Below are 23,906 nucleotides of genomic sequence, written 5' to 3'. Positions count from 1 at the left end.
GAGGATGCTATGGATTTCACTATCGTTGCCGTCACGGCCTGCGTCAGCGGCGTCGCTCACACCTATATGGCGGCCGAGCGGCTGGAAAAAGTCGGCCACCAGGAGAAATGGAATATCAAAATAGAAACCCAGGGCGCGTTGGGGGTGGAGAACAAAATCACCGCTGAGGATATTGCCCACGTCGATGTCGTTCTGCTGGTGACGGATATTGAAATTGACGATGCCCAACGTTTTCACGGCATCCGCACCATTAAGACCAGCATTAAAACCTTTCTGCTGCAGCCGCAGCAGATTGTCGAGGCGGTGAAATGCATTATGAAAAAACCGGTGGTGTATATTGAGATCCCGTGAGCGCACCTGTGATTTTGTAGCCCGGGCAAGGCGCTTGCGCCGCGGCCCGGGGAAATAACACTTCGGCAGTTTCAGGTTTTCCCCGGTCACGCTGCGCTTACCGGGGCTACAATTCCACGCGATTCTTACTCCACGGCCAGCAGCCATTTCTGCGCGGGCGTCAGGCGGCTGGCGGTTTCCGGCGTCAGCCAGCGCTGCTGATCCTGCTGTGCGGTATCCGCCCTGTCGATATATAAACCGTGCAGCACGCGCCTTCTGCTGCCGACGCGGTTGCGCGTCCCGCCGTGCCAGGCGTGGGCGTTATAAATCATCACGCTGCCCGCCGGCGCGGCGAACACCACCTCATCAGGATGCGCCAGCTCCGGATCGGCCAGCACCTCTTCCGGCAGCTCCGGGCGAAGATGGGTACCGGGAATAATGCGCGGCGCGCCGTTTTCCGCGCTCAGGTCATCAATGGCCCAAATGGTATTCACCAGATGCACTTTCGGAAAATCGGGACGCGGCTTTTTCCAGTCCGCATGCAGCGGCTGATGGCCGCCGTTAAACAACGCTTCCCGCGCGTTCAGGCTGGAGACTTTAAAATCGCCCTGAAAAACATGCCGACAGGCGGAGAGAATCAGCGGGTGGGACCAGACCTTTTCCCAAATCGCGCCTTTGTTAATCAGGTTGGCGATGCGGGTTGCCGTCGCTTCCTGGTGGTGCTCCATCGCCAGATTATCGCCCTCTCTCTCGACGATGGCGTCGATAAGCGCGCGCATCGCCGCCAGCCACTCCGCGTCCGCCACGTTATGCACGACGGTGTAGCCCAGGGTATCCAGCTCCTGTTTCATTGTCGGGCTCAGCGCAACGTTCGCCCCCAGCGCATCCAGATAAACCGCAGATTGTTGTTCCATATTTATATTCCTTAACTTATCGATAACACAAAACAAACTCTAATCTGCGGCGGGCGGGAATACATGAGGCCAAAACTACGAAAAACTGGACAAGCGTACGCGGCAGAAAAAAGTGTGATGGCCATCAAAATCCAGCTTTTCCCCCTTCCTGCAGGGCCATCATTCGCGAAGTCGCCTGATACAGAACAAACCTGTGCAGATAAAATAGATTATAATCAACAGGATAATTGCTCTCTTCTAAGGCGTACGGAATGATTGACGATCTGGCGGATATTTTAAATCGTTTAGTAAATCAGAAAGATAATCTGCACGTCAGGTTCCCCGACCCGGATATCTCCGAGCCCGCGCTGGCGTTTAAGGTGCCCTTTCCACGGCTGGAAATTGTGCTCGAGGGTGAGCTTAAGGAGAGCGGGCTGCCGCTGTCGGAGACGATGCTCTCCGCCTCGCAGGTACTCTACGTTCAGGCGGGTAAATGGACGCTGCCGGAATGGACCGCGCCGGCATCGACGTTAAGCATTCTGTTTGGCCGCCAGAAGCTGGGGTTTTGCGTTCAGCACTGGGACGGCAGGCAGCTGCGCACGGAAAAGCAGAACGTCGCCCGCCTGGGGCCGCGCGTGGGCTCCTACCTGCTGCTGTCGCTCAATGAAATCTGCCTGCAGCCGGACCCGGTGACCGCCCGGCTGGTCGTCTCTGCGCTGTTAAGCCACTGCCTTGAGCAGCTGGTCGGGCTGGAGATGCGCGTCAGCCGCAGCCGCGATCTGTTTCTGGCGGTACAGGATTATCTTGAAGAGCATCTCAGCCAGCCGCTGACCCGCGAGTCGGTGGCGAAACGCTTTCACATTACGCCCAACTATCTTTCGCATATATTCCAGAAATCCGGCTCCGTCGGTTTTAACGAGTTTCTCACCAGCGTCCGCCTGGAAAAGGCGAAAAAACTACTCCGCGGCTACGACCTTAAGGTCAAAGAGATCGCCCACAACTGCGGGTTTGTCGACAGCAACTATTTCTGCCGGGTGTTTAAACGCTATACCGAGCGCTCGCCGTCCGAATATCGCCGCCACTGCCGCAGCGCGCAGCAGGGATAGTTCACACGGCCCATTCCACTCGCCCGCGGCCGTTATTTTTTGCCTTATAGAGCGCGTCATCGACCTTTTTAATAAACTGATTCTGCGGCTCGTCTTTATGCCGCAGGCCAACGCCAATGCTAATCGACAGCGGGTTGTCGTGGTTGATCAGGATTGCCCGGGCGTTTTGCAGAATAGACTGCGCCAGTTCATCCACTTCCTGCGCCGACAGGCCATCAACGATAATGGCAAACTCTTCGCCGCCAATCCTCGACGGCAGTACCTTATCGCTGGTGAGTTTCGCCAGCTGTTTGCCGAGGGCAAACAGCACTTCGTCCCCCACCAGATGACCGTAGGTGTCATTAATTTTCTTAAAGTAGTCGATATCAACAATCATCAGCGCCTGCGTATTCCCCGCCTTTTCGCGGACGGTATCGATAAAGAAGCGGCGGTTTGGCAACTGGGTCAGCTCATCCTTAAGCGATTGAGAACGCGCGTCGACGTACAGGAGATTGATGCGCTCAATGATTTTGTAGACCCCGACCGCGCTCAGCAGCATGCCGGTCAGACGCAGCAGATCTTCACAGTAGTATCCCATCCAGCGCGGCTGGCGGAAGATTTCGTCCATCAGATCGAACGTGCCTCCGGCAATCCATAGCAGCAGCCCGTAGCGTACCCAGTTGACCGCCACGTGGTTCATGCGCACCTTGGTTGAGCTCCAGAGCATAAACAGCAGAAAAAGCAGCGCCAGAAGATCGATATACATACCGGGATTAGACAAAATCACGCGCCACGGTCCCAGCGGCGGCGAGACGAACGCGCACAGACCCGATACGGCGGCGATCGCCAGCAGCGCCGGAAAGATATGGGTTCGGGAAATAGAAGACGAGGGTTGAATATGGATGTTTTTTTCGCGTTCGGCCATGGTCAGGTCTCTTTACAGCGCGGCTTGCCAGGGCGTTAGCATAACAGCGGAAAGCGTTTGCGCGAACTGTAAAGGCGCGCGGGCGGGCGACAGGGAGCGGATTTCCACTTATCCCGCGTTGCGTATTAGATGAAATTGTTATCGAAGCGGGTTCGCGCAAAAGCGGTAGTCTAAACGTACAGGTTTAAATCAACAGGCGGTGGGAGAATATTCATCAAAACCACGCCAGGATCAGGGAGAAATTTCATAAACCGCAGGAAGTCCGCCGCAAAATAAGGAATTCAGCGCCCTTTGCGCATTTCCCTACCAACTGGCTGAGCGGGGATTGCCATCATTTATCTCCCAGGACTATGCTAATAGCACCAGCCTCATCAGTCATGCCCTGCGGGTTAAGCGATAAATATAAGGTGTCGTTATGGCCATTGATCCGGAACTATTATATATAGAAATTCTGGAGACTATTCTGTTGGCTACGCTGGATTCTCAATTCTGGAAACCCGCGCTGCAGAAACTGTCGTTACTGACAGGACATCAGTACGCGGCATTGCTTTATTATGACAAAGGTAATGCGCATCTTATGACGGATTCATTACTTTTTGATGAAAAAGTCTTTACGGCCTACCGGGATGTTTTTCTGGCAATCGATCCTGCCGAAAAAATATTGACGGGGTTGCCTGTAGGGCAGATGTACAGAGACAGGGAGTTTTTAGGAGATAAATTTATTGCTAATAGTATTTATTATAATGAATTTCATCACCCTAATGATTTAAATTATCTTACCAGCGTCAAACTAGGTACCGTCAACGGTTATGCCACTTATTTATCGCTGATGACGGCTAATGAAGCGGCCTATCCACAGCCCACGCAATTTGACCTGTTCCGGCGCCTCATCCCCGCGTTAATTACCGCCAGCCAGCTTCATGCCAGATTTGAACACCTTCGTGACACGATTAAATATCAGGGTGCCGTCATGGACAACGGTATTTACCCGGTCTGGCTTGTGGGTCATGCCGGTAAAATCCTTTACGCCAACACCCGGGCCGAAAATTACCACCGCGCGAGCCATAGCGCGATCTGGTCTGTCGGCGCTGACACGCTAAGCCTGAACACAGACAGCAAAAAACTGCGGCATGCCATTGAACAGGCCACCCGGACGGAGGCGCGCCCCCGAGCAGGATTATGCTACACCGCCGGGCGGCAAGCAAAGCCGATCCTGGTCATCCCGTCCCCCAGCATTCCCGGTGCGGCTTGCATTATCATCCCCGAGCCTTTCCTCACCGGCAGCGCATTCATGGAGCTCTTTAATGTCAAACCCGCCGAGAATGCGGTAGCAGAACTGCTGGTCAGAGGGATGACCCCGGATGAATGCGCCCTGCATCTCGGCGTCTCCATCACCACCGTCAGAACCCACCTTAGTGCGCTGTACCGGAAAACGCATACCCGTAATCAATCCGAGCTGCTGCTCATTATCAGGGCTATTCATAGCTAATTTATTTTACCCACTCATTCATTTGAATGAATGTGGATGCCATGACCACCACTATACTGAACCTTATCTGCGGGGACGCGTATCAGTATAACCCCGTGGGTATAAGATGACCCCTTGTTGTAAATAGAAATACCTGCGTATATTAGTTTATCTTCGCATGCCAGGAATAAAATAATTTTATCCTGGCGAGGAGCGCATTTATGTTTTTACTAAAAACACACGCATCAGTAATTGTTTTATTTTTTATTTCCGCCGCCACTCACGCTAATGAAGCCTCCTGTCAGGCTCAGCAGTCCTGCGGTGAACATATCAACAAATATTTAATTTACCTTGTGTTTTTCATCGTTATCTTTGGTACCTTGCTTTCTATTTTAGTCATCCGCAATTCACTTCCTAAAGCGTGGTCTTTAGCCGATGCGCTTTCTGAAGATGTTGAATTATCCGCTACCGAAGAGGTTAAAGCCACCAGGGACGGCACTGATACCGTGACAAAGAAGCCTCTTTATGACGATGCAGGCAGGCCGCGGCTGGTCAAAGAAATGAAAGCCAGTTCGAGCCGGCTCATTGCGCTAATCGGCATGCTGGTTATTTTGTTTATGTATATTGGCTTCGGCTCGTTATTGCTACTTGACTTTGGCCGCAATGGAAAAATATCCAACCCTGACGCCCTGAGTGAAATCATTAAATTCCTGATAGCCGGAATGACATTATTTGCGCCTTACCTGGTAAATAAAGTCTCTTCTCTCTTTCAGGGCTTAACCTCGAGTAAATAGACCTAAGACACTATCTCAACATTCGTCACCGTCATGAAGGAGAGTTTTATGGATACTATCAACAAGCGTATATTCATCGCGACTCGCTATCCTGTCAGCACGCAGCATGGTCGCCCACCGATAGCGTTTTTAGAACAGTTAGTCGATACTTTAAATGCTTTACCTGATGAGGTTTTTGCTGAAAATAAGCTTCATGATATCTATGCCGTAATGAAAGGGGCTCTCGGGCCTTACACCAGCCTTTTACACCGTAAAGCCGTCATGTGTGAAGTGCTTCGCGTTCAGGCGGGGTTTGAATCAGACTGGCGCTGGGATGCCGGCGTTGATTCCGAAAACGCGCATTCAATGGCTCACATGGAAAGCGAGGAAACCGGGGCGTTTCAGGTGTCATTTGACAGCATCGGCAATGGAAAGGCGGAACTCCTGAGTTTTGCTAAACAGCATGGCATTGATACAGCTGAAAAATTCATTACAAAAATGAAAACAGACCACCCGCTGGCGATAGAGTATTGTGCCCGACTGTTGCGTTTCAGCACCAGCTGGTGCGGTACCATCGTAAACCCCGCGATGGTTATCTCTCACGTGCGACGCGATGCCGTGGAAGAATTCCAGACATTTGTTACGCTACATACGCCTCCTGTGATGTTTGCCGATAGCATCACGCCGCTGAGCGACAAAGAAAAAATGCTCGACGTAGTCAATATTGCCACAACGCCGGATCGTTATGAAAAAGTTCAGGCCATCGCTGCGATTGAGCTTTTCAAATTAGCCCATGAGCAGTGGCCGCATGATGGTTGCGCCCTGAACCTGGCTAACCTGTTACAGGCCGGAGGGATTGCCGTTCCCGATATTACGCAGGCATTAGCTTTGGGTAACTATCTTCGTGATAAACGACAATGGAAAGTCATTTCTGTGGGTGATCAACAGCCCGGCGATGTCGGTTCCACCTGCGGTCCCGTAGCGCACCACGGTTACGATCATATTTATCTGGTGCTGGAATGCGAAGGTAACGACATAATGCTCATTGCCGATAATCAAAAACCAGTCCCTCATCAACGACTAGCCAGTGGAAATGGCAAAACACCCACAACTTTCTTTTTGCGGCCAGTCTGATTCAACCCGGAAAAAACTTACCGCGTACTGAATCCCGTAACAGCAACGCTTTGGGTATTGCACGGGGTCGGATAGCCCGGGCAGGTGTGCGCCACCTCCGGGTATATCCGGCCTGCGTCGCGATAATCCGTTACCTTTTTTGCCGCTGTAGCTGATTATGCTGCTCAAGCTCATACTCAATAAAGGCATCTATCATGGACCGATATACTTTCTCAATAATCACTTCGGGCAACCCTGCCGCAGCCGCTTTTTCGCGAACCCGATCAATAACCTGCTGCACGCGTTCTGGCGCGCGTACGGCTGAGTGGTCTGTTTTAAATGCGGCGGCGGCTTGAACACACGTAGCGCGCTGAGCAATCAGGCTAACCAATTCGCTATCAATCGAATCGATCTGGCTTCTGACATCGGCAAGGGTGGAAAACGTCATTATTTGAACCTCCAAACTAGTACATAGGATCGGCATGATATAATAAATTTCGCCCGATTCCACGCCTGGCGTCTATTCAGGCAGCGTTGACCAGCTTTTTTTCAAAGCCGATGCCGGCGGCGAGCTGCAGATGCGACCTTTCGTTTTTATCCGCGGACGCGCGTATTTGTTAGTGATAAAGCTTAGCCGGACAGCGGTGGTCGCTGGGTACGCATAGCCGCATACAGCGAGCATAGCTCCTGCAGGCTGTTGGTCCCCATACGCTTCATCAGCCGGGTACGCTGGACGCTGACCGTGGACGGACTGACCCCGCGGATACGGGCAATATCATCCAGAGAATGGCCGCGTAAACTGAGCCTCATGATCTGTTGCTCGGCGTGGGTAAAATTAAACGTATCGGGCAGATAAGCAACGCTTTGGTTCTGGGCCGAAAACAGGCCCATCACTTTTAACGCCTGACGCAGCTCTTCGACCGTCAACCTCTCTGACAAACAGAGCTTTAGCAGGCCCGGAAACAGCCGGTTGATAGCCTCAAAATGGCGCTCAGAGGTGATGAAGATGGCGTAGTGCTCCGGCGGATGGCGAAAGAACAAAGCGTATATCTCCTGGATATCCATCCCGCAGGTGACATACACGCAGTTGCTTAACCCTGCATCCGCGCCATCGTTCAGCTCCTGCAATAGAGTCTCTACGCCAGAAATAAATACACGATCCTTTCCATGAATAGTCATCTTGAAGTCCCGAGGTTACTGTCTTTTATTATCCTTCCATATGGATGCTTTTCTGAGAGTGTTATGTCGTCAGTCTGGCAGATCAATAGCGCAATCTTTTCCGTTTAGCTTTCGTTTAGGTTAAAGGAATCGGAAGCATGGGCTTCAGTTTAACCATTGAAACCGACGGAGTATTTTTTAAGTTTTAACAAATTGAGCGCTTTAAAATATAGGAATACGATTACTGCCAATTCAAAGAAAAGCTTAAATTCACGCATAAAACGGCGTCAAAAAACCAGAAACAAATACATAACACTATGATACATATGGAAAATATAGAATTAGGATTATCTTTATAAATAACATAAAAAATATTTACCCTCTCTTTTTAATATTCAGATCTCGATCTCAAAACATCATTTCATTTTGTGTAAAAGTTATTTTCAATAAAATTACAAGCAGTGCGAATTAGCCATCAACAGGGAATAAAGAATAATGTGTGGTGAATCCCCCTAAGCGGCGGGGTCAAGCTGAATCGAGGAATACCCTCATCTACGTTTCGTTTTTATTGACGAATCAGGAAGTCAGCGCCTGATTCACCGGGAGGCACCCGGCACCACACCACCCTCTAATAATTTAATGTGTATCGTTCTGCCTGCTTTACGGCAGGTAATTTCTTGTACCTTTGGAAAATATAAAAAGTAGAGGCACTCTATGTTTCGCTCATTATTATTAGTCACGATTCCTTTTATCAGTATTGCTGCCCACGCGGTGACCTTTGATTACCGTCATGAAACCAATGACAAAGCCGGCAATAATCATAAAGACAGACTGTTGATGTCTCACCGTTTTGCTAATGGTTTTGGCTTGTCGCTGGAAGGGAAATGGAAAGGTTCGCAGGATAAAAATAAAGCCTATGATGAAACCGTTAGTAACGGCACCGAAGTGGTGGCGAGCTATGTGCATAAAATAAATAAAACCTTTCAGATTGAGCCTGGCTTCTCTCTGGATACCAGCTCGTCTTCAAATAGCTACCGCCCTTATCTGCGCGGCAAAGCCAACCTGACAGATGACCTCAGCGCCTCACTGCGTTACCGCCCTTACTACAAGCGCAATTCAGGCAATATCGGCACGTCTAAAGACACCTCGGAGAACGGTTATAACCTGACCAGCGTTATTTCCTGGAAATTCCTCAAAGATTATCAGCTGGATTATGAACTGGACTATAAAAAAGCCAACTCCGCAGGGGTTATTTTAGCGGATAACGAAAGCTACGACTGGACCCATGATTTTAAGCTGACCTATAAATTTGATAAAAACTGGTCGCCTTATATGGCAATAGCGAATGTTTCCGGCAGTAAAGCCACCGATGAACGCCAGACGCGTTATCGCGTTGGCGTGAAATACTCCTTCTGATAACTTCCTGTCAGCCAGATAAAAATAAATAAGGGTTTCATTAAACCCTTATTTTCATTAAGAGGAAAATAATGAAGATTGCAAAAATCACCCTGGCATTGGGCGCTCTGAGTCTCTTTTCCCTGAGTGCTGGCGCCCAGGAGAACGCGCGTCTGAGCAGCGTAAAGCAGTTCGCCGAGGTCGTGCTGGATAAAGCGGGAGATCGGTACGGCCATCACTCTCCTCTGCTGGCAAACGGCGTGGATCCTCGCACCGGCAAGCAAATGGAATGGGTTTTTCCGGACGGTAAAGTTACCGTGCTGTCGAACTTCTCCGCCCAGCAAAATTTAATGCGGGTGCTGGTAGGGTTAAGCAACCTGACCGGCGAAGCAAAATATAAGCAGCGGGTCGCGGAGAATATTCGCTACTACTTTGACCACTATCAGGACGCCAGCGGGCTGCTGCTGTGGGGAGGCCATCGCTTTGTTGATTTGAAAACGCTGCAGCCTCAAGGCCCGAGCGAAAAGGAGATGGTCCATGAACTTAAGAACGCGTACCCCTATTACGACATGATGTTTGCCGTCGATGACAAGGCCACCGCGCGCTTTATCAAAGCGTTCTGGAATGCCCATGTTTACGACTGGAAAACGCTGGAAACCAGCCGTCACGGGGAGTACGGCAAAGCGATGGGCGCGCTCTGGCAAAATGATTTTGTCCAACAGCCGCCGTTTTTCGCCACCAAAGGCCTGAGCTTTCTCAATGCCGGCAACGACCTTATCTACTCCGCATCGCTGCTCTATAAATACGATGGCGACGCAGGCGCGCTGACGTGGGCGAAGCGTCTGGCCGAACAGTACGTTCTGCCGCGCGATAAGAAGACCGGGCTCGGCGTCTACCAGTTTACCCAAGCGCTAAAACGCGCCGACACTACCGATGATAGCGATACGCACTCGAAATACGGCGACCGCGCGCAGCGTCAGTTTGGTCCCGAACTGGGGCCCGATGCGCTGGAAGGCAATATGCTGCTGAAGGGCCGGACCAGCACCCTCTACTCAGAAAATGCGCTGATGCAGCTTGCCCTGGCTAAATCGCTGGGCACCGCCGGCGACGATCTCAAAAAATGGACCCTTGATGGCCTCAAGGCCTTCGCGACCTACGCTTACGATGAGCAGAACAATACCTTCCGCCCTCTGCTGGCCAACGGCACGGACCTCTCCGGCTACGCGTTAAAACGCGATGGCTATTATGGGAAAAAAGGCACGGTGCTGAAAGCCTATCCGGCGGGAAATGAATTTCTTCTCTCCTATGCCCGCGCCTGGACGCTTGAACCGGATCGTGCCATCTGGAAAGTCGCGCGAGGTATCGCCAAAGGCCAGGGACTGGGCGATATTGGCGAACCCGGCGGCGCGAACCGCAGGCTGAATAACCAAACGGAGAATCATCAGCCGTATGCGATTTTCGCGCTTATCGACCTGTGGCAGGCCACCGGGCAGCAGGACTATTTGACGCTGGCGGATCGTATCGGCGCTAACATCATCAACAAGCAGCGCATCAACGGCTTTTTTGTCGATAACCCTGAGGCCGAATATGCCAGTATCGATAGTATCGCCCCCTATGCGCTTCTCGCCCTGGAAGCCGCCTTCCGCAATACGCCGGACGCGGTGGCGCCGTTCCTGAACGGCGCGGGATTCACGGAGGGTGCTTATCGGATAGCTGACGGGACGGTTCGCTACTCCACCCGCGATGACGAGCTGTTCCGCCTTAAACCCGGCGAACAGCTCAAACCGAACGGCAAAAAATAAAACTGTCCCCCACCGCCACCGGTGTGGGACCGTACCGCGCCGGACCGCCCGGCGCTTACTTTCCGGCATCCAGCGCCGACACCGCGCGCGAATAGGCGTCTATCGCCAGCGCCACATCATCGGCGGTGACCGACTCGGCGGGATGATGGCTGATGCCGCCTTTGCAGCGGACAAACAGCATCGCTGACGGCCAGCGTTCGGCAATGGCGATGGCGTCATGCCCGGCGCCGCTCGGCAGCGTTAGCGAACGCCCCTGCACCGCCTGCACCGCCTCGCTCAATACCTGCTGCAATCCGCTATCGCAGGCGGTAGCGGCAATCCGGTAAAACTCTTCGGCGCTGAACCGCAGCTGGCGACGAGCGGCAATGGCCTGCGCCTCCGTCAGCAGCGTATCCAGCAGCGCATCCAGCGGCTGGTCTTTCGGCCCGCGAATGTCGAGGGTCAGCGCGACTTCGCCGGGAATGACGTTAACCGCGCCGGGCGCGCAGCGCAGCGTCCCCACCGTGGCGACCAGGTTTCCGCCCTGTTCGCGGGTCAGCGTCTCTATCAGCACCATCCACTCGGCGGCGGCGGCCAGCGCATCTTTCCGATGGCTCATCGGCACGGTCCCGGCGTGTCCCGCCTCGCCGGTAAAGCGGCAGTTCAGACGACGCGCGCCGTTAATCGCTTCCACTACGCCTAAGGCCAGTCCTTCCTGCTCCAGGCACGGCCCCTGCTCGATATGCAGTTCCAGATACGCGGCGATCTCCTCCTGGCTGCGGGCGGCCAGGTGAACGCGCGCCGGATCCAGCCCGGCCAGCACCATCGCCTGCGCCACGCTGACGCCATCGGCATCGGTCTGCGCCAGCCAGCTCTCGGGCCAGGTGCCGGTCAGCCCGCGGCTGCCGAGCAGCGTAATACCGAAACGCGTCCCTTCTTCATCGCAAAAGCCGACAATCTCGATCGCCTTTTTCAGCCTACGCCCCTGTCGATGCAGGCTGTCCACCACCTCGATCGCCGTCAGGACGCCGAGCATACCGTCATAGCGCCCGGCGTTGCGCACCGTATCAAGGTGCGAACCCAGCAGGATGGCGGGCGCTCCCTCCTGCTCTCCCTCATAGCGCCCGCATATATTGCCGACGCTGTCCTGCCAGACGGTCATCCCGGCCTGGGTCATCCACAGCGCCGCCCGCTGGTTGGCCGCAAGATGCTGAGGAGAGAGATAAACCCGGGTCAGGGCGTCCGGCGTTTCGCTGATCGCCGCCAGCTCGTCGGCGCGGGCCATCACCCGGGCCGCGGCCTGCTGCATATCCGCCTGCTGGCGTTGTGTTTGACTCATTGCGCGCGCTCGCTGCGATAGTGGTCCCACGCGGCCTGCATCGCGGCGCCCTGGGTGGTCGGGAATTTGAGATAGTTCAGCACCGACTCCAGGGCGCTGAGCGTAGTCATCACGCAATCTTTCCGCGCGTTATAGCCCATGGTGCCGATCCGCCATACCTTGCCGTGCAGCGGGCCAAACGAGGTGCCGATTTCAATGCCGAAATCTTCCAGCATCAGCTTGCGCGCCTGGTCGCCGTTGATGCCCTGCGGGATGACGACGCCAAGCACGTTGTTCATCTTGTGTTTCAGGTCGCCGAAGGTCTCCAGCCCCATCGCCTGGATGCCTTTAACCAGCGCATCGCCGTGCAGCTTATGCCGGGCAATGCCGTAATCCAGGCCTTCCTGGAGGATCAGGCGGGCGCATTCGCGGGCGCCGAACAGCGCGGTAGTGGCCTCGGTATGGTGGTTAAGGCGCTCCGGCCCCCAGTAGTCCATCACCATGCCGAGATCGAAGTAGTTGGAGTAGATCATCTCCTCGTCGCCGTCGCGGTGGGCATCGGTGCGGATCCCCTCTTCCACGCATTTGCGGCGGCGAATCGCCTCTTCCATGCGCGCGCTGAGGGTAATCGGCGAGGTGCCGGACGGGCCGCCAAGGCATTTTTGCATCCCGGCCGAGACCGCATCCAGTCCCCAGGCGTCGGTTTCCAGCGGGTTGCCGCCCAGCGAGGCGGTGGCGTCGGTGTAAAACAGCGCGTCGTAGCGGCGGCAGATCTCCCCCAGCTCCGCCAGCGGCTGCAGCATGGTGGTCGAGGTATCGCCCTGCACCGTCAGCAGCAGGCGCGGACGAATACGTTTGACGGCATCCTCCACCTGGTCCGGGGTGAACACTTCGCCCCACGGCACTTCAATGGTATGCACTTCCGCCCGGCAGCGGCGGGCGATTTCGCACAGCAGATGGCCGAAGCGGCCAAATACCGGTACCAACACCTTGTCGCCCGGCCGAATAGCCGAAACCAGGATCGCCTCAATCCCGGCCCTTGAGGTTCCGTCCACCAGCATCGTCCAGCGGTTTTCGGTACGAAATACGCCGCGGTACAGCGCCATCACTTCGTTCATATAGTGGGTCATCGCCGGGTCGTACTGGCCGATAAGCTGGCTCGACATGGCGCGCAGCACGCGCGGGTCGGCGTTAATCGGGCCGGGCCCCATCAGCAGGCGCGACGGCGGGTTGAGTTGCGGAAACTGGGTGATATCCATCTTTAAGTCCTTATTGATTGAGGCCGCGCACGGATGAAATAAACTGCTTCAGTTCGCTGGTCTGCGGGTTGGCGAACAGCGTTTTGCTGTCGCCCTGCTCCCAGACGCGTCCCTGATGCATAAACACGACGCGGTCGCCCACTTCGCGGGCAAAATTCATTTCATGGGTCACGAGAATCAGCGTCATGCCCTCCGCCGCCAGCTGCTCCAGCACCTTGAGCACTTCGCCCACCAGCTCCGGATCCAGCGCCGAGGTGATCTCGTCACAGAGTAAAACTTTTGGCGACATCGCCAGCGCGCGGGCAATCGCCACGCGCTGCTGCTGGCCGCCGGAGAGACTCGACGGGTAGTAATCGAGCCGGTCGCCCAATCCGACCTTTTCCAGCATCCGCTGGGCCAGTTCACGGCACTCGGCGGCGCTCTTCTTCAGCACCCGACGCGGCGCCAGCATCACGTTTTCCAGCGCCGTCATATGCGGGAACAGGTTAAAGTTCTGGAACACCATGCCGATAGAGCGGCTGATCTCACGCGCCTGCGAGTCGCGGTCGGTAATGGTCATCCCGCCGAGCTTAATGCTGCCTTCCTGATAGCCTTCCAGCCCGTTGATACAGCGCAGCAGCGTGCTCTTGCCGGACCCGCTGCGGCCGATAATCGAGATAACTTCGCCCATATCGATATCCAGATCGACGCCCTTGAGCACGTGGTTATCGCCGTAATACTTCTGCATCTGATTAATGGTGATGAGAGGCATTGAATTTGTTCTCCAGATAACGGCTGTAGCGGGACAGCGGATAACACAGAATGAAGTAGCCCAGCGCCACCAGCGCAAAGACTTTAAACGGCTGATAGGTGACGTTGGTCAGCATGGTGCCCGCTTTGGTCAGCTCGACGAAGCCGATAATCGACGCCAGCGCCGTGCCCTTGATCACCTGCACGGCAAAGCCGACCGTCGGGGCGATGGCGATCCGCAGCGCCTGCGGCGCGACGACGCGATACAGCGTCTGGCCAAAGCTCAGCCCCAGACAGCGCGACGCTTCCCACTGCCCTTTTGGCAGGGCGCGAATGCTGCCGAACCAGATATCGAGCAAAAAGGCGCTGGTGTACAGCGTCAGCGCCAGCGAGGCCGCGGTCCACGCCGAAACGTCGATGCCGAACAGCGCCACGCCGAAAAAGGCGAGAAACAGCTGCATCAGCAGCGGCGTCCCCTGGAACAGTTCGATATAGCCGCGGATCAGGCGTTTTACCTGGCGCCCGCCGGTCATGCGCAGCAGCAGGAGCGGCAGCGTCACCAGCGCGCCGCCGAGAAACGCCACCAGCGACAGCAGCACCGTCCAGCGCCCGGCCAGCAGCAGATTGCGGACAATGTCCCAATCGGTAAAGGTGGTCATCATGCCTGTACCCCCAGCCATTCACGTCCCGCCGCCAGCAGCAGCTGGCGCATCGTTATCGACAGCGCTAAATAAATCCCCGTCGTCACCAGATAGACCTCAAAGCTGAGGAAGGTGCGCGACTGAATCAGGTTGGCGGCGAAGGTCAGCTCTTCATAAGAGACCTGCGACACCACCGACGAACCGAGCATGACGATGATGCACTGGCTCACCAGCGCCGGATAAATGCGCTGTAGCGCGGGCGGCAGAATGACCTGAATGAAGGTCTGCGTCCGGGTCAGCCCGAGCACGCGCCCCGCCTCCCACTGCCCTTTCGGCGTCACCTGAATACCGGCACGTACGATCTCGGTACTGTAGGCCCCGAGGTTCACCACCATCGCCAGCAGCGCGGCCTCGCCCGCCGTCATCTTCAGCCCCAGGTTCGGTAAGCCGAAGACGATAAAAAACAGCTGTACCACAAACGGCGTGTTGCGAATCAGTTCGACATACCCGCCCCATATCCGGCTGAACCACGTCGGACGCCCGCTGCGAACGGCGGCGCCGAAAATGCCAATCGTCAGGCCGCCTATCGTCGCCAGCACGGTCAGCTGAATAGTCACCCACAGCCCCGCCAGCAGCTCCGGCCAGTGCGGCCAGAGCTCAGAGAAATGAAGTTGCTCCGTCATGCCCGAACCTTAGGCGCCGAGGCTGGCAGGCAGCGGCGCTTTCAACCACTTCTCAGACAGCCCGTTGAGGGTGCCGTCTTTCACCCCCTGCTCAATCAGCGCATCCACTTTCGCCTTCAGGGCCGGTTCATTTTTCTTCAGGCCGATAAAGCACGGCGAGTCTTTCAGCATAAAGCTCGGCACCGGGGCTTTGTCAGCGTTCTGCCGGGAGATGGCCGCCACCACCAGGTTTCCGGTAGCGACGTACTGCACCTGGCCGGAAAGATACGCCGACAGCGTGGTGTTGTTGTCTTCGTAGCGCTTAATCTGCGCCTCTTTCGGCGCCACGCTGGTCAGCACCATATCCTCCACCGCGCCGCGGGTCACGCCAACGCTTTTACCGCTCAGCGCCGCCGGGTCTTTCAGCTCTGCGCCCTTCGGACCAAATACGCCGAGGAAGAACGGCGCGTAGGCGCGGCTGAAATCGATCACCTTCTCGCGCTCGGCGTTTTTACCGAGGCTGGAAATCACCAGGTCCACCTTATCGGTTTGCAGATAAGGCACGCGGTTGGCGCTGGTGACCGGCACCAGCTGCAGCTTGAGCTTCATCTGTTTGGCGAGGTAGCGCGCCATATCGATGTCGTAGCCCTGCGGCTGAAGGTCGGTCCCCACCGAGCCAAACGGCGGGAAATCCTGCGGCACCGCAATGCGGATCGTGCCGCGCTTTTCAATATCCTGGAGCTGGTCAGCCTTCGCCGCCGAGAGGTTGGTTAACAGACAAGCGGCCCCGGCCAGTGCGATCAACAGTTTCTTCATGGTGTTTACCCGTTACGTTAGCATGAAACAAAAGATTCTTTAAAGTCACTTTTGCAACTAATGTGCCAGATAAATCGCCGCGCATCGGGTGAGTCCGCCGTTTGGCTAAGCGAAGGTAAAACAAGGGAAAGTGAGGAATTAAGAGGAAACGACCGCGCGTTTCCCCATTATTTTGTCGCACCAAAATCATGCAAGGCACCACGCTGGCGCCCCATTATCGTTGTTCCAGCTCGTCCAGCTGCTGATAGAGGGTGGCAATATCGTGAATACGCGGGCGGCCTTTATCGAGAATTTCGTGCAGAAACGCGTTCGACAGTAGATTGATCAGGCTATTGACCGACGCGTAGCTATCGTAGGCCGATACGCTATCCAGCGGCGCGCAAAGCCGCCAGCGCGCCAGCGGAAACAGGCCGTGGGCCTGCGGCTCGCACATCAGCAGCGCCGGAATACCGCTGCTCTGTAGCTGCTGCAGCAGCGGGCGAATAATGCGCGGGCGGCGGCGAAACGCCATCACCACCACCAGATCGTCAGCGGTTAAATCCACCAGCTCCTCGCTTAAGCTTTGTCCCGGCTGCGGCAGCACCAGCACCTGCCCGCGCGCCTGAAGAAGCTGCTGGCGCAGATGCAGCGCCGCCGGATAAGCATTGCGCATGCCGATAATCACAATACGCCGGGCGCTTACCAGCGCCTGAATCGCCTCGGCGAACTGCTGGACATCAAGGGCGTTAACCCACTGGGTCAGGTTGGCGATCTCCTGTTTATAGTGGCGCGCCAGCAGCGTGTTGCCCTGCACCGCATCGCGATTATCGGTCAGCGGCATTCCGCTCTGGCGCAGGGTGCGCAGCTCATCGCGCATATCTTTATATTTCTCATAGCCCAGGCGCTTGAACAGACGGCTGACCGTGGCTTTCGATACCCCGCTAAGCTGCGCCAGCTCTGCGCTGTTGTAGCTAATCAGGTCATCAAAATGATCGAAAATAAAATCCGCCACCCGCTGTTCCTGCGGCGATAAAGACGGGTACTGCTCTTTTAGTCGTTCATCAAGCTGTTGCATAAGACCTCTGTAACTTTCGTTTCACCGCACTATACCGCTAACGCCTTTCATAATGCATGCCAGTTCGGCAAAAAACGCCCATCGCCAGCAGCGATTGAAACTTTGCGTTCAGACATGGAACAGCTTTTGCAACCCTCTGGCGACGATTCGGTTAATTGAGGACACCCCATGCAAAGTCATGTTGCCGCCCACGGGATGGCGGTCGCGCCCCATCATCTGGCCAGCCAGAGCGCGCTGGCGGTTCTGCGCGAAGGCGGAAGCGCGATAGAAGCGATGGCCGCCGCCGCCGCCACCATCGCCGTGGTTTACCCGCATATGAACGGCCTCGGCGGCGATGGCTTCTGGCTTATCGTGCCGCCCGAAGGCGACCCCATCGCCATTGACGCCAGCGGCGCGGCGGGCTCGCTGGCGACGCCGCAGGCCTACGCCGGCCTGGCGCAGATCCCCCACCGGGGCCCGCAGGCGGCCCTCACCGTAGCGGGCACCGTCAGCGGCTGGGACGAAGCGCTGAAGGTTTCGCGCGAGTTAAGTGGAAGATCGCTGCCGCTGTCGCGGCTGCTGGAAGATGCCATCGGCTACGCCGCGAGCGGCATCCCGGTTACCGCCTCGCAGGCCAGCGCCACCGCCGGGAAATTCAGCGAACTGCGCGACCAGCCCGGCTTCGCCGAAACCTTTCTGGTGGACGGCCAGCCGCCGAAGGCCGGGAGCCGCTTTTTGCAGCCGGCGCTGGCGAACACTCTGCGCCGGTTAAGCGAGGAAGGATTGGACAGCTTCTATCGCGGGCCGCTGGCGGAGCATCTGGCCCGCGGTATGGAACAGTATGGACTGCCCGTGACCCTCAGCGATCTGCAGCAGCATCGCGCCCGCCGCCCGCTGCCGCTCAGGCTTGAGCATCAGCACGGGGAACTGTGGAACCTCGCGCCGCCGACCCAGGGGCTGGTTTCGCTGGCAATCCTCGGCATCACCGACCAGCTGGCGATGGCCGACGCCGACGATGCGATGACCGTCCACCGCATCGTTGAGGCGACCAAGCTGGCTTTCGGCCTGCGCGACGCGCATATCACCGATCCGCGCCACCTTGATGTCGATATCCAGAGCCTGCTGGCGGCGGCGGCGCTACAGCCGCTAGCGGATAACATCGACGACCAGCAGGCTGCCCCGTGGGGCGCGGGCAAAGGCCCTGGCGATACCGTATGGATGGGGGTTATCGATAAAAGCGGACTGGCGGTCTCCTTTATTCAAAGCCTTTATCACGAATTCGGCAGCGGCGTGGTGCTGCCGGAGAGCGGGATTGTCTGGCAGAACCGCGGGGCCTCTTTCAGCCTCGACCCGAGCCACCTGCTGGCGCTGGCGCCCGGCAAACAGCCGTTTCACACCCTCAACCCCGCCGCAGCAAGGCTGAACGATGGCCGGGTGATGGTGTACGGATCGATGGGCGGCGACGGTCAGCCGCAAACCCAGGCCGCTATTTTCACCCGCTACGTGCTGCAAAACGCGCCGCTGCAGGAGAGCATCACCCGGCCGCGCTGGCTGCTGGGACGCACCTGGGGGCAAACCTCCGACTCGCTCAAGCTGGAAGGCCGCTTCAGCGCCGAATGCGTTGCCCGCCTGCGTCAGCTAGGGCATGACGTTGAAGTGCTAGCCGATTTCAGCGAAGCCATGGGCCACGCCGGGGCGATCGTTCGCCACCCCAACGGTCTGTTCGAGGGGGCCAGCGATCCGCGCAGCAACGGCTCCGCCGCCGGATATTAGGAGCTGATGATGAACACACCGCACAACGAATGGGACGCTTACCTCACGCAAATGGAACAGCTGTTGGCGCTGGAGCTGGACGATGCGCGGCGCGCAGAGCTCCGGGTGCAGTTTAGCCGCATTGCCGCCATGGCCGGGCCGCTGCTGGCCTTTCCCCTCGACGAGCGCGTCGAAATCGCTGGAGTTTATAAAGCATGAAGCTGCCTGAAATGACGATTCACGACATCCAGCGCGCGCTGGCCAGCGGCGAACTCAGCGCCAAAGAGATCGCCCGCCACACCCTGGAGAACATCGCGCGGGTTAACCCGCAGATCAACGCCTGGACCCACGTCAGCGAAAAACGCATGCTCGCTGAGGCGGAAAATATCGATACCCTGCGGCGGGAAAAAAAGCCTCTGCCCGCGCTGGCAGGCGTTCCCTATGCGGTGAAAAATCTTTTCGATGTCGCCGGACACACGACCCTTGCCGGGGCGCAGCTGCTGGGCGATCGCCCCGCCGCCGTTGCCGATAGCTGGGCGGTGCGCCAGCTGCACAGCGCGGGCGCGCTGCTCTCCGGGATGCTGAATATGGATGCCTACGCCTACGGGTTTACCACCGAAAACAGCCATTACGGGGCGACGCGTAACCCGCACGATCTCTCGCGGATCGCCGGGGGTTCCTCGGGCGGGTCGGCGGCGGCGGTGGCCGCCGGGCTGGTGCATTTTTCGCTGGGGAGCGACACCAACGGCTCCATTCGCGTCCCGGCATCGCTGTGCGGGATCTTCGGCCTCAAGCCGACCTTTGGCCGCTTGTCGCGTTCCGGGAGCCATCCTTTCGTCGCCAGCCTCGACCATATCGGTCCGTTTGCCCGCTGCGTCAGCGACCTTTCCGCAGTTTACGATGCCCTGCAGGGCCGCGATCCGGGCGATGGTTTTCAGGCCGACAAGGCCAGCGAGCGCACGGCGAATCTGCTGTCGCGCGGTCTCGAAGGCCTGCGCTGCGCCACGCTCGGCGGTTATTTTACGACATGGTGCGATAACGACGCCCGCGCGGCCGTCGCTCGCGTCGCCGGGGCGCTGGCGGCGCATGAGGAGCTGATCTTCCCGGAGGCGGAGCTGGCCCGCTCGGCGGCGTTTATTATCAGCGCCGCCGAGGGCGGCAACCAGTACCTGCCCGCGCTGCGTAGCCAGGCCGAACGTTTTGAGCCGAACTCACGCGAGCGCCTGCTGGCGGGCGCGATGATCCCGTCGGCCTGGTATCTTCAGGCCCAGCGCTTCCGCCGCCACGCACAGCAGGCGTTTAAAGCCCTGTTCGCCCATGCGGATGTGCTTATCGCCCCGGCCACGCCGTGCAGCGCGACGCTCATCGGCGCGCAGAACATGGAGATCAACGGCCAGCCGCTGCCGATCCGCGCCAGTATGGGGATGCTGACTCAGCCCATCTCCTTCCTTGGCCTGCCGGTGGTCACCGTGCCGCTGCGCACGGCGAGCGGGCAGCCGATCGGCCTGCAGCTGATTGCCGCGCCTTTTAATGAACAAGCCTGTCTGCGGGTCGCGCGGGCGCTGGAAGAGACGGGCGTGACCGACGCCCGCCCGGTGGAGATAGCAGCATGATGACGCAAGAGCATATTAATCGCCCGCGGATCCTCGCCGAGGTGACGGCGGCGTTTTACCGCTATGAGGAAGCGCTGGTCAGCAATAATATCGCGGTGCTGGATGAGCTGTTCTGGCACGATAAGCGCACGGTGCGGCTGGGGGCCGGGGAAAATCTCTACGGTATCGACGAAATCCGCGCCTTTCGCGCCGCCCGTCCCACCGCCGGATTAGCGCGCGAGCTGCGGCACACCACCATCACCACCTTCGGCGAGGATTACGCGGTGTGCAGCACCGAATTCACCCGCGAAGGCAGCGAACGCATTGGCCGACAGCAGCAAACCTGGGTGCGCTTCCCCTTCGGCTGGCGCATCGTCGCCGCCCAGGTGAGTTTAATGAGTTAAGGGAATCCCCCGGGTTGCGCTGCGCTTACCCGGGCTACGGGTCCATCGCCGTCTGCGGGCCGGTAGCCCGGACAGATGCGCAGCATCGCCTCCGGGAATGTGCCAGATCTGAAATGCTCTGCGGTTTGCTTCCCCGGTGGCGCTTCCCTGACCGGGCTACGGGTTAACTCGCGCCTGCAGGCCAGTAGCCCGGGTAAGCCGCTTGCGGCGCGACCCGGGGAACGACTTTACCCACCAAACGGATGAACCTCGCGCCAGTGGTCGGCGATCTGCTGACGGGTGCAGACCCAGACCCGGTCGTGCTGCTGCACATAATCGAGGAAACGCTGCAGCGCGCGAAAGCGGCCCGGACGCCCCAGCAGGCGGCAGTGCATACCGATGGACATCATCTTCGGCGCGCTGGCCCCCTCTTCATACAGCACATCAAAGCTGTCTTTCAGATAGATGTAAAACTGCTCGGCGGTATTAAACCCCTGGGCGGTGGCGAAGCGCATATCGTTGGCATCGAGGGTATAAGGCACGATCAGGTGCGGCCTACGCGTCCCGTCGCCGCAGGCCACCTCGCTCCAGAACGGCAGGTCGTCGCCATAATAGTCGCTGTCGTAATCAAAACCGCCGTGCTCCACCACCAGCTGGCGAGTATTGGGGCTGTCGCGCCCGGTGTACCAGCCGGTGGGCGGCTTGCCAAACAGATCGGTTAACACCTGCACCGCTTTATGAAGATGCTCCCGCTCCTGCTCAATGGACATATTCTGGTAATGGATCCAGCGCCAGCCGTGGCTGACCACGTCATAGTTCGCCGTCTTAATCGCCTCGACCACCTCGGGATGCCGCGCCAGCGCCATGGCAACGCCGAACACGGTCAGCGGCAGTCCCCGCTTGCTGAACTCATTATGGATGCGCCAGAAACCGGCGCGGCTGCCGTACTCATACAAGGAGTCCATCGACATATGCCGGTCAGGGTAGCTGGCGGCGCCGATAATATCGGACAGAAACTGTTCAGAACCGGCATCGCCGTGCAGCACGTGGTTTTCCGAGCCCTCTTCGTAGTTCAGCACAAACTGCACGGCGATGCGCGCGTTGTTCGGCCACCGCGCATGCGGCGGCTGTCCGCCGTAGCCGCGCAGGTCGCGCGGGTAATCGTCTGCCAAAAATGCCATCTGCCACCTCTTTCATTCAAAACGGGGTTAATGCCTGAAATTTGCCGCTCAACGCCTTGTTTTCGGGAAAAGCTAAATCGCCGTGCTTGCTGGTCGACAGGCCTAACGCCACCAGCGACTCAACCATTTTGACCGCCGCGCTGACGCCGTCGATCACCGGCACGCGCAGCTCGCGGGTCAGCTCCTGGGCCAGCGTCGCCATCCCGCCGCAGCCCAGTACGATGGCCCCGCAGCCGTCCTCTTTTAGCGCCTGAATACAGCGCGCACGCACCTTCTCCTGCGCCACACCGCTGCCGTCCTCCAGCGCCAGCACCGGTAAATCAATGGCGTGCAGGGCTGCGCAGTGGTCATGAAAACCATACTGGTGCAGCAGATGACGGGCGATGATCAGGGTGCGCGGCAGCGTGGTCACGATGGAGAAACGGGTGGCCACCAGCGTCGCCATATGCATCGCCGCTTCGGCAATGCCCACCACCGGCCCCTGCGCCAGCTCGCGCGCCGCCAGCAGCCCGGGGTCGCCAAAACAGGCGATCACGTGCCCGTCTACCCCCTGTTGGCGACCGGCTTTGATCTGCTCCAGCACGCCCACGGCGGCGATGGCTTCATCAAAGTGGCCCTCTATCGATGGGACGCCTTCGCGGGGGCAGACCGCCAGAATCTCGGTTCCCGGCGCGGCGACCGCCCGCGCGGCGGCGCCGATGGTTTCCGTCATTGCCAGGCTGGTGTTGGGGTTGATCACTTGTATACAAACAGCGGCCATTACGGCTCCTTATAACCGGCAAACAGCCGGGCAAAATCGGGCAGGGTCACGCCAGAACGCTCAAAGCAAAGGCTGGCGACAATATGTTCAAAATGGTGGCTTAACGCATCGCTCAGCGGCTGCAGCGCCTTGTCGCGCAGCAGCTGGACAAGCCGTTCGTGATCGTCGCAGCGGCAGCCCTGACGCCACGGCGATCCCCACGCCGCGATAACTAATGAAGAGCGCTGGCTCAGGCGGGTCACCATCTCGGTGAGCACCTGATTGCCGGAGATCGCCTGCAGCTGAATATGAAACTCGGCGGAGTAGCGGATCGCCGCCGGGCCGTCATAGCGTTCATGGGCCTGCTGCTCCTCACGGATAATGGCCTCCAGCGCCGCCAGATGCGGCGGCTGACAGCGGGCCAGCACATCCGGCAGGTTGGCGACCTCCAGCAGCGCGCGGGTGCGGAAGATCTCTTGCGCCTCTTCGACCGTCGGGCTGGCGACCTGTGCACCACGTTTGGGCGTCAGGGCGACCATTTGCACAGTCGCGAGTCGTTGCAGCACCTTTCTGATCCCGGTGCGGCTTACGCCGAACACCTCCGCCAGCGCCTCCTCCGGCAGTTTGCTCCCCGGCGGCAGCTGATGCTCGACGATCGCGGTCATCAGCGCCTGATAGATGGATTCGTCTTTATCCTGCAGTTCTGGCGCGGCCTGCAGACGATGTTGGTTGCTCATTCACCACTCCGGTTTTTACCTTTTGATATCGGATCGTATACATAAAATTTAATTATTGCATACAAAAATAACTACTTTGGCCTAAATCCTGCAACAGCCTCGCAATCCATTTAAACGGGTGTTCATTTACAGGAGCAGGTTTC

At 57.6% G+C, this 23,906-nt stretch carries 24 protein-coding genes and 1 pseudogene; 11 read left to right on the top strand and 14 right to left on the bottom strand.

All coding sequences use genetic code 11. The features are described from left to right. The first annotated feature begins 9 nt into the window (after positions 1-9). Positions 10-351: a PTS fructose-like transporter subunit IIB gene (locus tag KOSB73_RS13030; RefSeq protein ID WP_004871359.1), complete on the top strand. Its 342-nt coding sequence runs from the start codon at positions 10-12 to the stop codon at positions 349-351. Between the two features lie 125 nt (positions 352-476). On the opposite strand, the gene KOSB73_RS13025 is transcribed toward KOSB73_RS13030, so the two are convergent. Next, positions 477-1,244, bottom strand: coding sequence for a phytanoyl-CoA dioxygenase family protein (locus KOSB73_RS13025; protein WP_098140570.1), 768 nt, complete (start codon positions 1,242-1,244; stop codon positions 477-479). Between the two features lie 251 nt (positions 1,245-1,495). On the opposite strand from KOSB73_RS13025, the gene KOSB73_RS13020 reads away from it, so the two are divergent. Continuing rightward, complete coding sequence (locus KOSB73_RS13020; RefSeq protein ID WP_004871363.1) at positions 1,496-2,329, top strand: helix-turn-helix transcriptional regulator; 834 nt, start codon at positions 1,496-1,498, stop codon at positions 2,327-2,329. Position 2,330: 1 nt separating this feature from the next. On the opposite strand, the gene KOSB73_RS13015 is transcribed toward KOSB73_RS13020, so the two are convergent. Beyond that, positions 2,331-3,233 carry a GGDEF domain-containing protein gene (locus KOSB73_RS13015; protein WP_004871366.1) on the bottom strand — a complete coding sequence of 301 codons (903 nt, stop codon included), beginning with the start codon at positions 3,231-3,233 and terminating at the stop codon, positions 2,331-2,333. 415 nt (positions 3,234-3,648) lie between these two features. Here KOSB73_RS13015 and KOSB73_RS13010 point away from each other — a divergent pair, with 415 nt between their 5' ends. The 3 genes from KOSB73_RS13010 to KOSB73_RS13000 all read left to right on the top strand — a co-directional run bounded on the left by KOSB73_RS13010 (position 3,649) and on the right by KOSB73_RS13000 (position 6,608). Continuing rightward, positions 3,649-4,722, top strand: a complete 1,074-nt coding sequence (locus tag KOSB73_RS13010) for a helix-turn-helix transcriptional regulator (RefSeq protein ID WP_004871369.1) — start codon at positions 3,649-3,651, stop codon at positions 4,720-4,722. A gap of 200 nt (positions 4,723-4,922) precedes the next feature. Further along, positions 4,923-5,495 (top strand): hypothetical protein, encoded by a 573-nt coding sequence (locus KOSB73_RS13005; RefSeq protein ID WP_082237325.1) that lies wholly within the window; start codon positions 4,923-4,925, stop codon positions 5,493-5,495. Between the two features lie 48 nt (positions 5,496-5,543). Beyond that, positions 5,544-6,608 carry a hypothetical protein gene (locus tag KOSB73_RS13000; RefSeq protein ID WP_004871377.1) on the top strand — a complete coding sequence of 355 codons (1,065 nt, stop codon included), beginning with the start codon at positions 5,544-5,546 and terminating at the stop codon, positions 6,606-6,608. Between the two features lie 130 nt (positions 6,609-6,738). Here KOSB73_RS13000 and KOSB73_RS12995 read toward each other — a convergent pair whose 3' ends face one another. Continuing rightward, positions 6,739-7,035, bottom strand: a complete 297-nt coding sequence (locus KOSB73_RS12995; RefSeq protein WP_049084995.1) for a chorismate mutase — start codon at positions 7,033-7,035, stop codon at positions 6,739-6,741. A gap of 182 nt (positions 7,036-7,217) precedes the next feature. Next, entirely contained in the window at positions 7,218-7,766 is a 549-nt protein-coding gene (locus tag KOSB73_RS12990) for a helix-turn-helix transcriptional regulator (RefSeq protein WP_024359593.1), read from the bottom strand. A 693-nt stretch (positions 7,767-8,459) separates the two neighbouring features. Between KOSB73_RS12990 and KOSB73_RS12985 the strand changes: the two genes are divergently transcribed. Then, positions 8,460-9,161, top strand: a complete 702-nt coding sequence (locus KOSB73_RS12985) for an oligogalacturonate-specific porin KdgM family protein (protein ID WP_004871401.1) — start codon at positions 8,460-8,462, stop codon at positions 9,159-9,161. A 71-nt stretch (positions 9,162-9,232) separates the two neighbouring features. Continuing rightward, positions 9,233-10,942 carry a pectate lyase gene (locus KOSB73_RS12980; protein WP_064371672.1) on the top strand — a complete coding sequence of 570 codons (1,710 nt, stop codon included), beginning with the start codon at positions 9,233-9,235 and terminating at the stop codon, positions 10,940-10,942. A gap of 55 nt (positions 10,943-10,997) precedes the next feature. On the opposite strand, the gene hpxK is transcribed toward KOSB73_RS12980, so the two are convergent. The 7 genes from hpxK to hpxU all read right to left on the bottom strand — a co-directional run bounded on the left by hpxK (position 10,998) and on the right by hpxU (position 17,400). Then, positions 10,998-12,260, bottom strand: coding sequence for an allantoate amidohydrolase (gene hpxK / locus KOSB73_RS12975; protein ID WP_049130922.1), 1,263 nt, complete (start codon positions 12,258-12,260; stop codon positions 10,998-11,000). Beyond that, positions 12,257-13,498, bottom strand: coding sequence for a pyridoxal-phosphate-dependent aminotransferase family protein (locus KOSB73_RS12970; protein ID WP_064342443.1), 1,242 nt, complete (start codon positions 13,496-13,498; stop codon positions 12,257-12,259). The genes hpxK and KOSB73_RS12970 overlap by 4 nt, the downstream gene beginning before the upstream one ends. Positions 13,499-13,508: 10 nt before the next feature. Then, the gene (locus KOSB73_RS12965) at positions 13,509-14,249 is read right to left on the bottom strand and encodes an amino acid ABC transporter ATP-binding protein (protein WP_004131222.1); all 741 of its coding nucleotides are present in this window, start codon (positions 14,247-14,249) and stop codon (positions 13,509-13,511) included. Beyond that, positions 14,230-14,886 carry an amino acid ABC transporter permease gene (locus tag KOSB73_RS12960; RefSeq protein ID WP_004871411.1) on the bottom strand — a complete coding sequence of 219 codons (657 nt, stop codon included), beginning with the start codon at positions 14,884-14,886 and terminating at the stop codon, positions 14,230-14,232. Before KOSB73_RS12960 ends, KOSB73_RS12965 begins: the two co-directional genes overlap by 20 nt. After that, on the bottom strand, positions 14,886-15,551 hold the full coding sequence (locus tag KOSB73_RS12955; RefSeq protein ID WP_098140569.1) for an amino acid ABC transporter permease: 666 nt from the start codon (positions 15,549-15,551) through the stop codon (positions 14,886-14,888). Before KOSB73_RS12955 ends, KOSB73_RS12960 begins: the two co-directional genes overlap by 1 nt. A gap of 9 nt (positions 15,552-15,560) precedes the next feature. Then, a complete protein-coding gene (locus tag KOSB73_RS12950; protein WP_004871415.1) occupies positions 15,561-16,346 on the bottom strand; it encodes a transporter substrate-binding domain-containing protein in 786 nt (261 codons plus the stop codon). Positions 16,347-16,560: 214 nt separating this feature from the next. Further along, positions 16,561-17,400, bottom strand: a complete 840-nt coding sequence (hpxU, locus tag KOSB73_RS12945; protein WP_004871416.1) for a MurR/RpiR family transcriptional regulator HpxU — start codon at positions 17,398-17,400, stop codon at positions 16,561-16,563. A 168-nt stretch (positions 17,401-17,568) separates the two neighbouring features. On the opposite strand from hpxU, the gene hpxW reads away from it, so the two are divergent. Genes hpxW through hpxZ form a run of 4 tightly spaced genes read left to right on the top strand, consistent with a single transcriptional unit; the run spans position 17,569 to position 21,127 of the window. Next, entirely contained in the window at positions 17,569-19,152 is a 1,584-nt protein-coding gene (hpxW, locus tag KOSB73_RS12940) for an oxamate amidohydrolase (protein ID WP_098140568.1), read from the top strand. A 9-nt stretch (positions 19,153-19,161) separates the two neighbouring features. Beyond that, positions 19,162-19,350, top strand: coding sequence for an oxalurate catabolism protein HpxX (gene hpxX, locus KOSB73_RS12935; protein ID WP_004871419.1), 189 nt, complete (start codon positions 19,162-19,164; stop codon positions 19,348-19,350). Next, on the top strand, positions 19,347-20,744 hold the full coding sequence (locus KOSB73_RS12930; protein WP_098140567.1) for an AtzE family amidohydrolase: 1,398 nt from the start codon (positions 19,347-19,349) through the stop codon (positions 20,742-20,744). The genes hpxX and KOSB73_RS12930 overlap by 4 nt, the downstream gene beginning before the upstream one ends. Next, positions 20,741-21,127 carry an oxalurate catabolism protein HpxZ gene (gene hpxZ, locus KOSB73_RS12925; protein ID WP_098140566.1) on the top strand — a complete coding sequence of 129 codons (387 nt, stop codon included), beginning with the start codon at positions 20,741-20,743 and terminating at the stop codon, positions 21,125-21,127. The genes KOSB73_RS12930 and hpxZ overlap by 4 nt, the downstream gene beginning before the upstream one ends. A 227-nt stretch (positions 21,128-21,354) precedes the next feature. On the opposite strand, the gene puuE is transcribed toward hpxZ, so the two are convergent. The 3 genes and pseudogenes from puuE to KOSB73_RS12910 form a co-directional block, all read right to left on the bottom strand. Beyond that, on the bottom strand, positions 21,355-22,287 hold the full coding sequence (gene puuE, locus KOSB73_RS12920) for an allantoinase PuuE (RefSeq protein WP_024359598.1): 933 nt from the start codon (positions 22,285-22,287) through the stop codon (positions 21,355-21,357). 40 nt (positions 22,288-22,327) lie between these two features. After that, positions 22,328-23,047 (bottom strand): annotated as a pseudogene (gene hpxA / locus KOSB73_RS12915) (allantoin racemase); the annotation flags it as partial. Next, positions 23,047-23,763, bottom strand: a complete 717-nt coding sequence (locus KOSB73_RS12910) for a GntR family transcriptional regulator (protein ID WP_024359599.1) — start codon at positions 23,761-23,763, stop codon at positions 23,047-23,049. The gene KOSB73_RS12910 and the pseudogene hpxA, both read right to left, overlap by 1 nt. Between the last annotated feature and the right edge of the window lie 143 nt (positions 23,764-23,906).

The organism is Klebsiella grimontii, assembly GCF_900200035.1.
GTDB lineage: Bacteria > Pseudomonadota > Gammaproteobacteria > Enterobacterales > Enterobacteriaceae > Klebsiella > Klebsiella grimontii.
Note: the sequence above shows the minus strand (reverse complement) of the source record. Positions and strands in the feature narration are given on the sequence as shown.

Excerpts from the sequence above, each read along its gene's own strand:
- KOSB73_RS13030 (WP_004871359.1), top strand. The coding sequence starts at position 10 with ATGGATTTCACTATCGTTGCCGTCACGGCCTGCGTCAGCGGCGTCGCT.
- KOSB73_RS13025 (WP_098140570.1), bottom strand. The coding sequence starts at position 1,244 with ATGGAACAACAATCTGCGGTTTATCTGGATGCGCTGGGGGCGAACGTT.
- KOSB73_RS13020 (WP_004871363.1), top strand. The coding sequence starts at position 1,496 with ATGATTGACGATCTGGCGGATATTTTAAATCGTTTAGTAAATCAGAAA.
- KOSB73_RS13015 (WP_004871366.1), bottom strand. The coding sequence starts at position 3,233 with ATGGCCGAACGCGAAAAAAACATCCATATTCAACCCTCGTCTTCTATT.
- KOSB73_RS13010 (WP_004871369.1), top strand. The coding sequence starts at position 3,649 with ATGGCCATTGATCCGGAACTATTATATATAGAAATTCTGGAGACTATT.
- KOSB73_RS13005 (WP_082237325.1), top strand. The coding sequence starts at position 4,923 with ATGTTTTTACTAAAAACACACGCATCAGTAATTGTTTTATTTTTTATT.
- KOSB73_RS13000 (WP_004871377.1), top strand. The coding sequence starts at position 5,544 with ATGGATACTATCAACAAGCGTATATTCATCGCGACTCGCTATCCTGTC.
- KOSB73_RS12995 (WP_049084995.1), bottom strand. The coding sequence starts at position 7,035 with ATGACGTTTTCCACCCTTGCCGATGTCAGAAGCCAGATCGATTCGATT.
- KOSB73_RS12990 (WP_024359593.1), bottom strand. The coding sequence starts at position 7,766 with ATGACTATTCATGGAAAGGATCGTGTATTTATTTCTGGCGTAGAGACT.
- KOSB73_RS12985 (WP_004871401.1), top strand. The coding sequence starts at position 8,460 with ATGTTTCGCTCATTATTATTAGTCACGATTCCTTTTATCAGTATTGCT.
- KOSB73_RS12980 (WP_064371672.1), top strand. The coding sequence starts at position 9,233 with ATGAAGATTGCAAAAATCACCCTGGCATTGGGCGCTCTGAGTCTCTTT.
- hpxK (WP_049130922.1), bottom strand. The coding sequence starts at position 12,260 with ATGAGTCAAACACAACGCCAGCAGGCGGATATGCAGCAGGCCGCGGCC.
- KOSB73_RS12970 (WP_064342443.1), bottom strand. The coding sequence starts at position 13,498 with ATGGATATCACCCAGTTTCCGCAACTCAACCCGCCGTCGCGCCTGCTG.
- KOSB73_RS12965 (WP_004131222.1), bottom strand. The coding sequence starts at position 14,249 with ATGCCTCTCATCACCATTAATCAGATGCAGAAGTATTACGGCGATAAC.
- KOSB73_RS12960 (WP_004871411.1), bottom strand. The coding sequence starts at position 14,886 with ATGACCACCTTTACCGATTGGGACATTGTCCGCAATCTGCTGCTGGCC.
- KOSB73_RS12955 (WP_098140569.1), bottom strand. The coding sequence starts at position 15,551 with ATGACGGAGCAACTTCATTTCTCTGAGCTCTGGCCGCACTGGCCGGAG.
- KOSB73_RS12950 (WP_004871415.1), bottom strand. The coding sequence starts at position 16,346 with ATGAAGAAACTGTTGATCGCACTGGCCGGGGCCGCTTGTCTGTTAACC.
- hpxU (WP_004871416.1), bottom strand. The coding sequence starts at position 17,400 with ATGCAACAGCTTGATGAACGACTAAAAGAGCAGTACCCGTCTTTATCG.
- hpxW (WP_098140568.1), top strand. The coding sequence starts at position 17,569 with ATGCAAAGTCATGTTGCCGCCCACGGGATGGCGGTCGCGCCCCATCAT.
- hpxX (WP_004871419.1), top strand. The coding sequence starts at position 19,162 with ATGAACACACCGCACAACGAATGGGACGCTTACCTCACGCAAATGGAA.
- KOSB73_RS12930 (WP_098140567.1), top strand. The coding sequence starts at position 19,347 with ATGAAGCTGCCTGAAATGACGATTCACGACATCCAGCGCGCGCTGGCC.
- hpxZ (WP_098140566.1), top strand. The coding sequence starts at position 20,741 with ATGATGACGCAAGAGCATATTAATCGCCCGCGGATCCTCGCCGAGGTG.
- puuE (WP_024359598.1), bottom strand. The coding sequence starts at position 22,287 with ATGGCATTTTTGGCAGACGATTACCCGCGCGACCTGCGCGGCTACGGC.
- KOSB73_RS12910 (WP_024359599.1), bottom strand. The coding sequence starts at position 23,763 with ATGAGCAACCAACATCGTCTGCAGGCCGCGCCAGAACTGCAGGATAAA.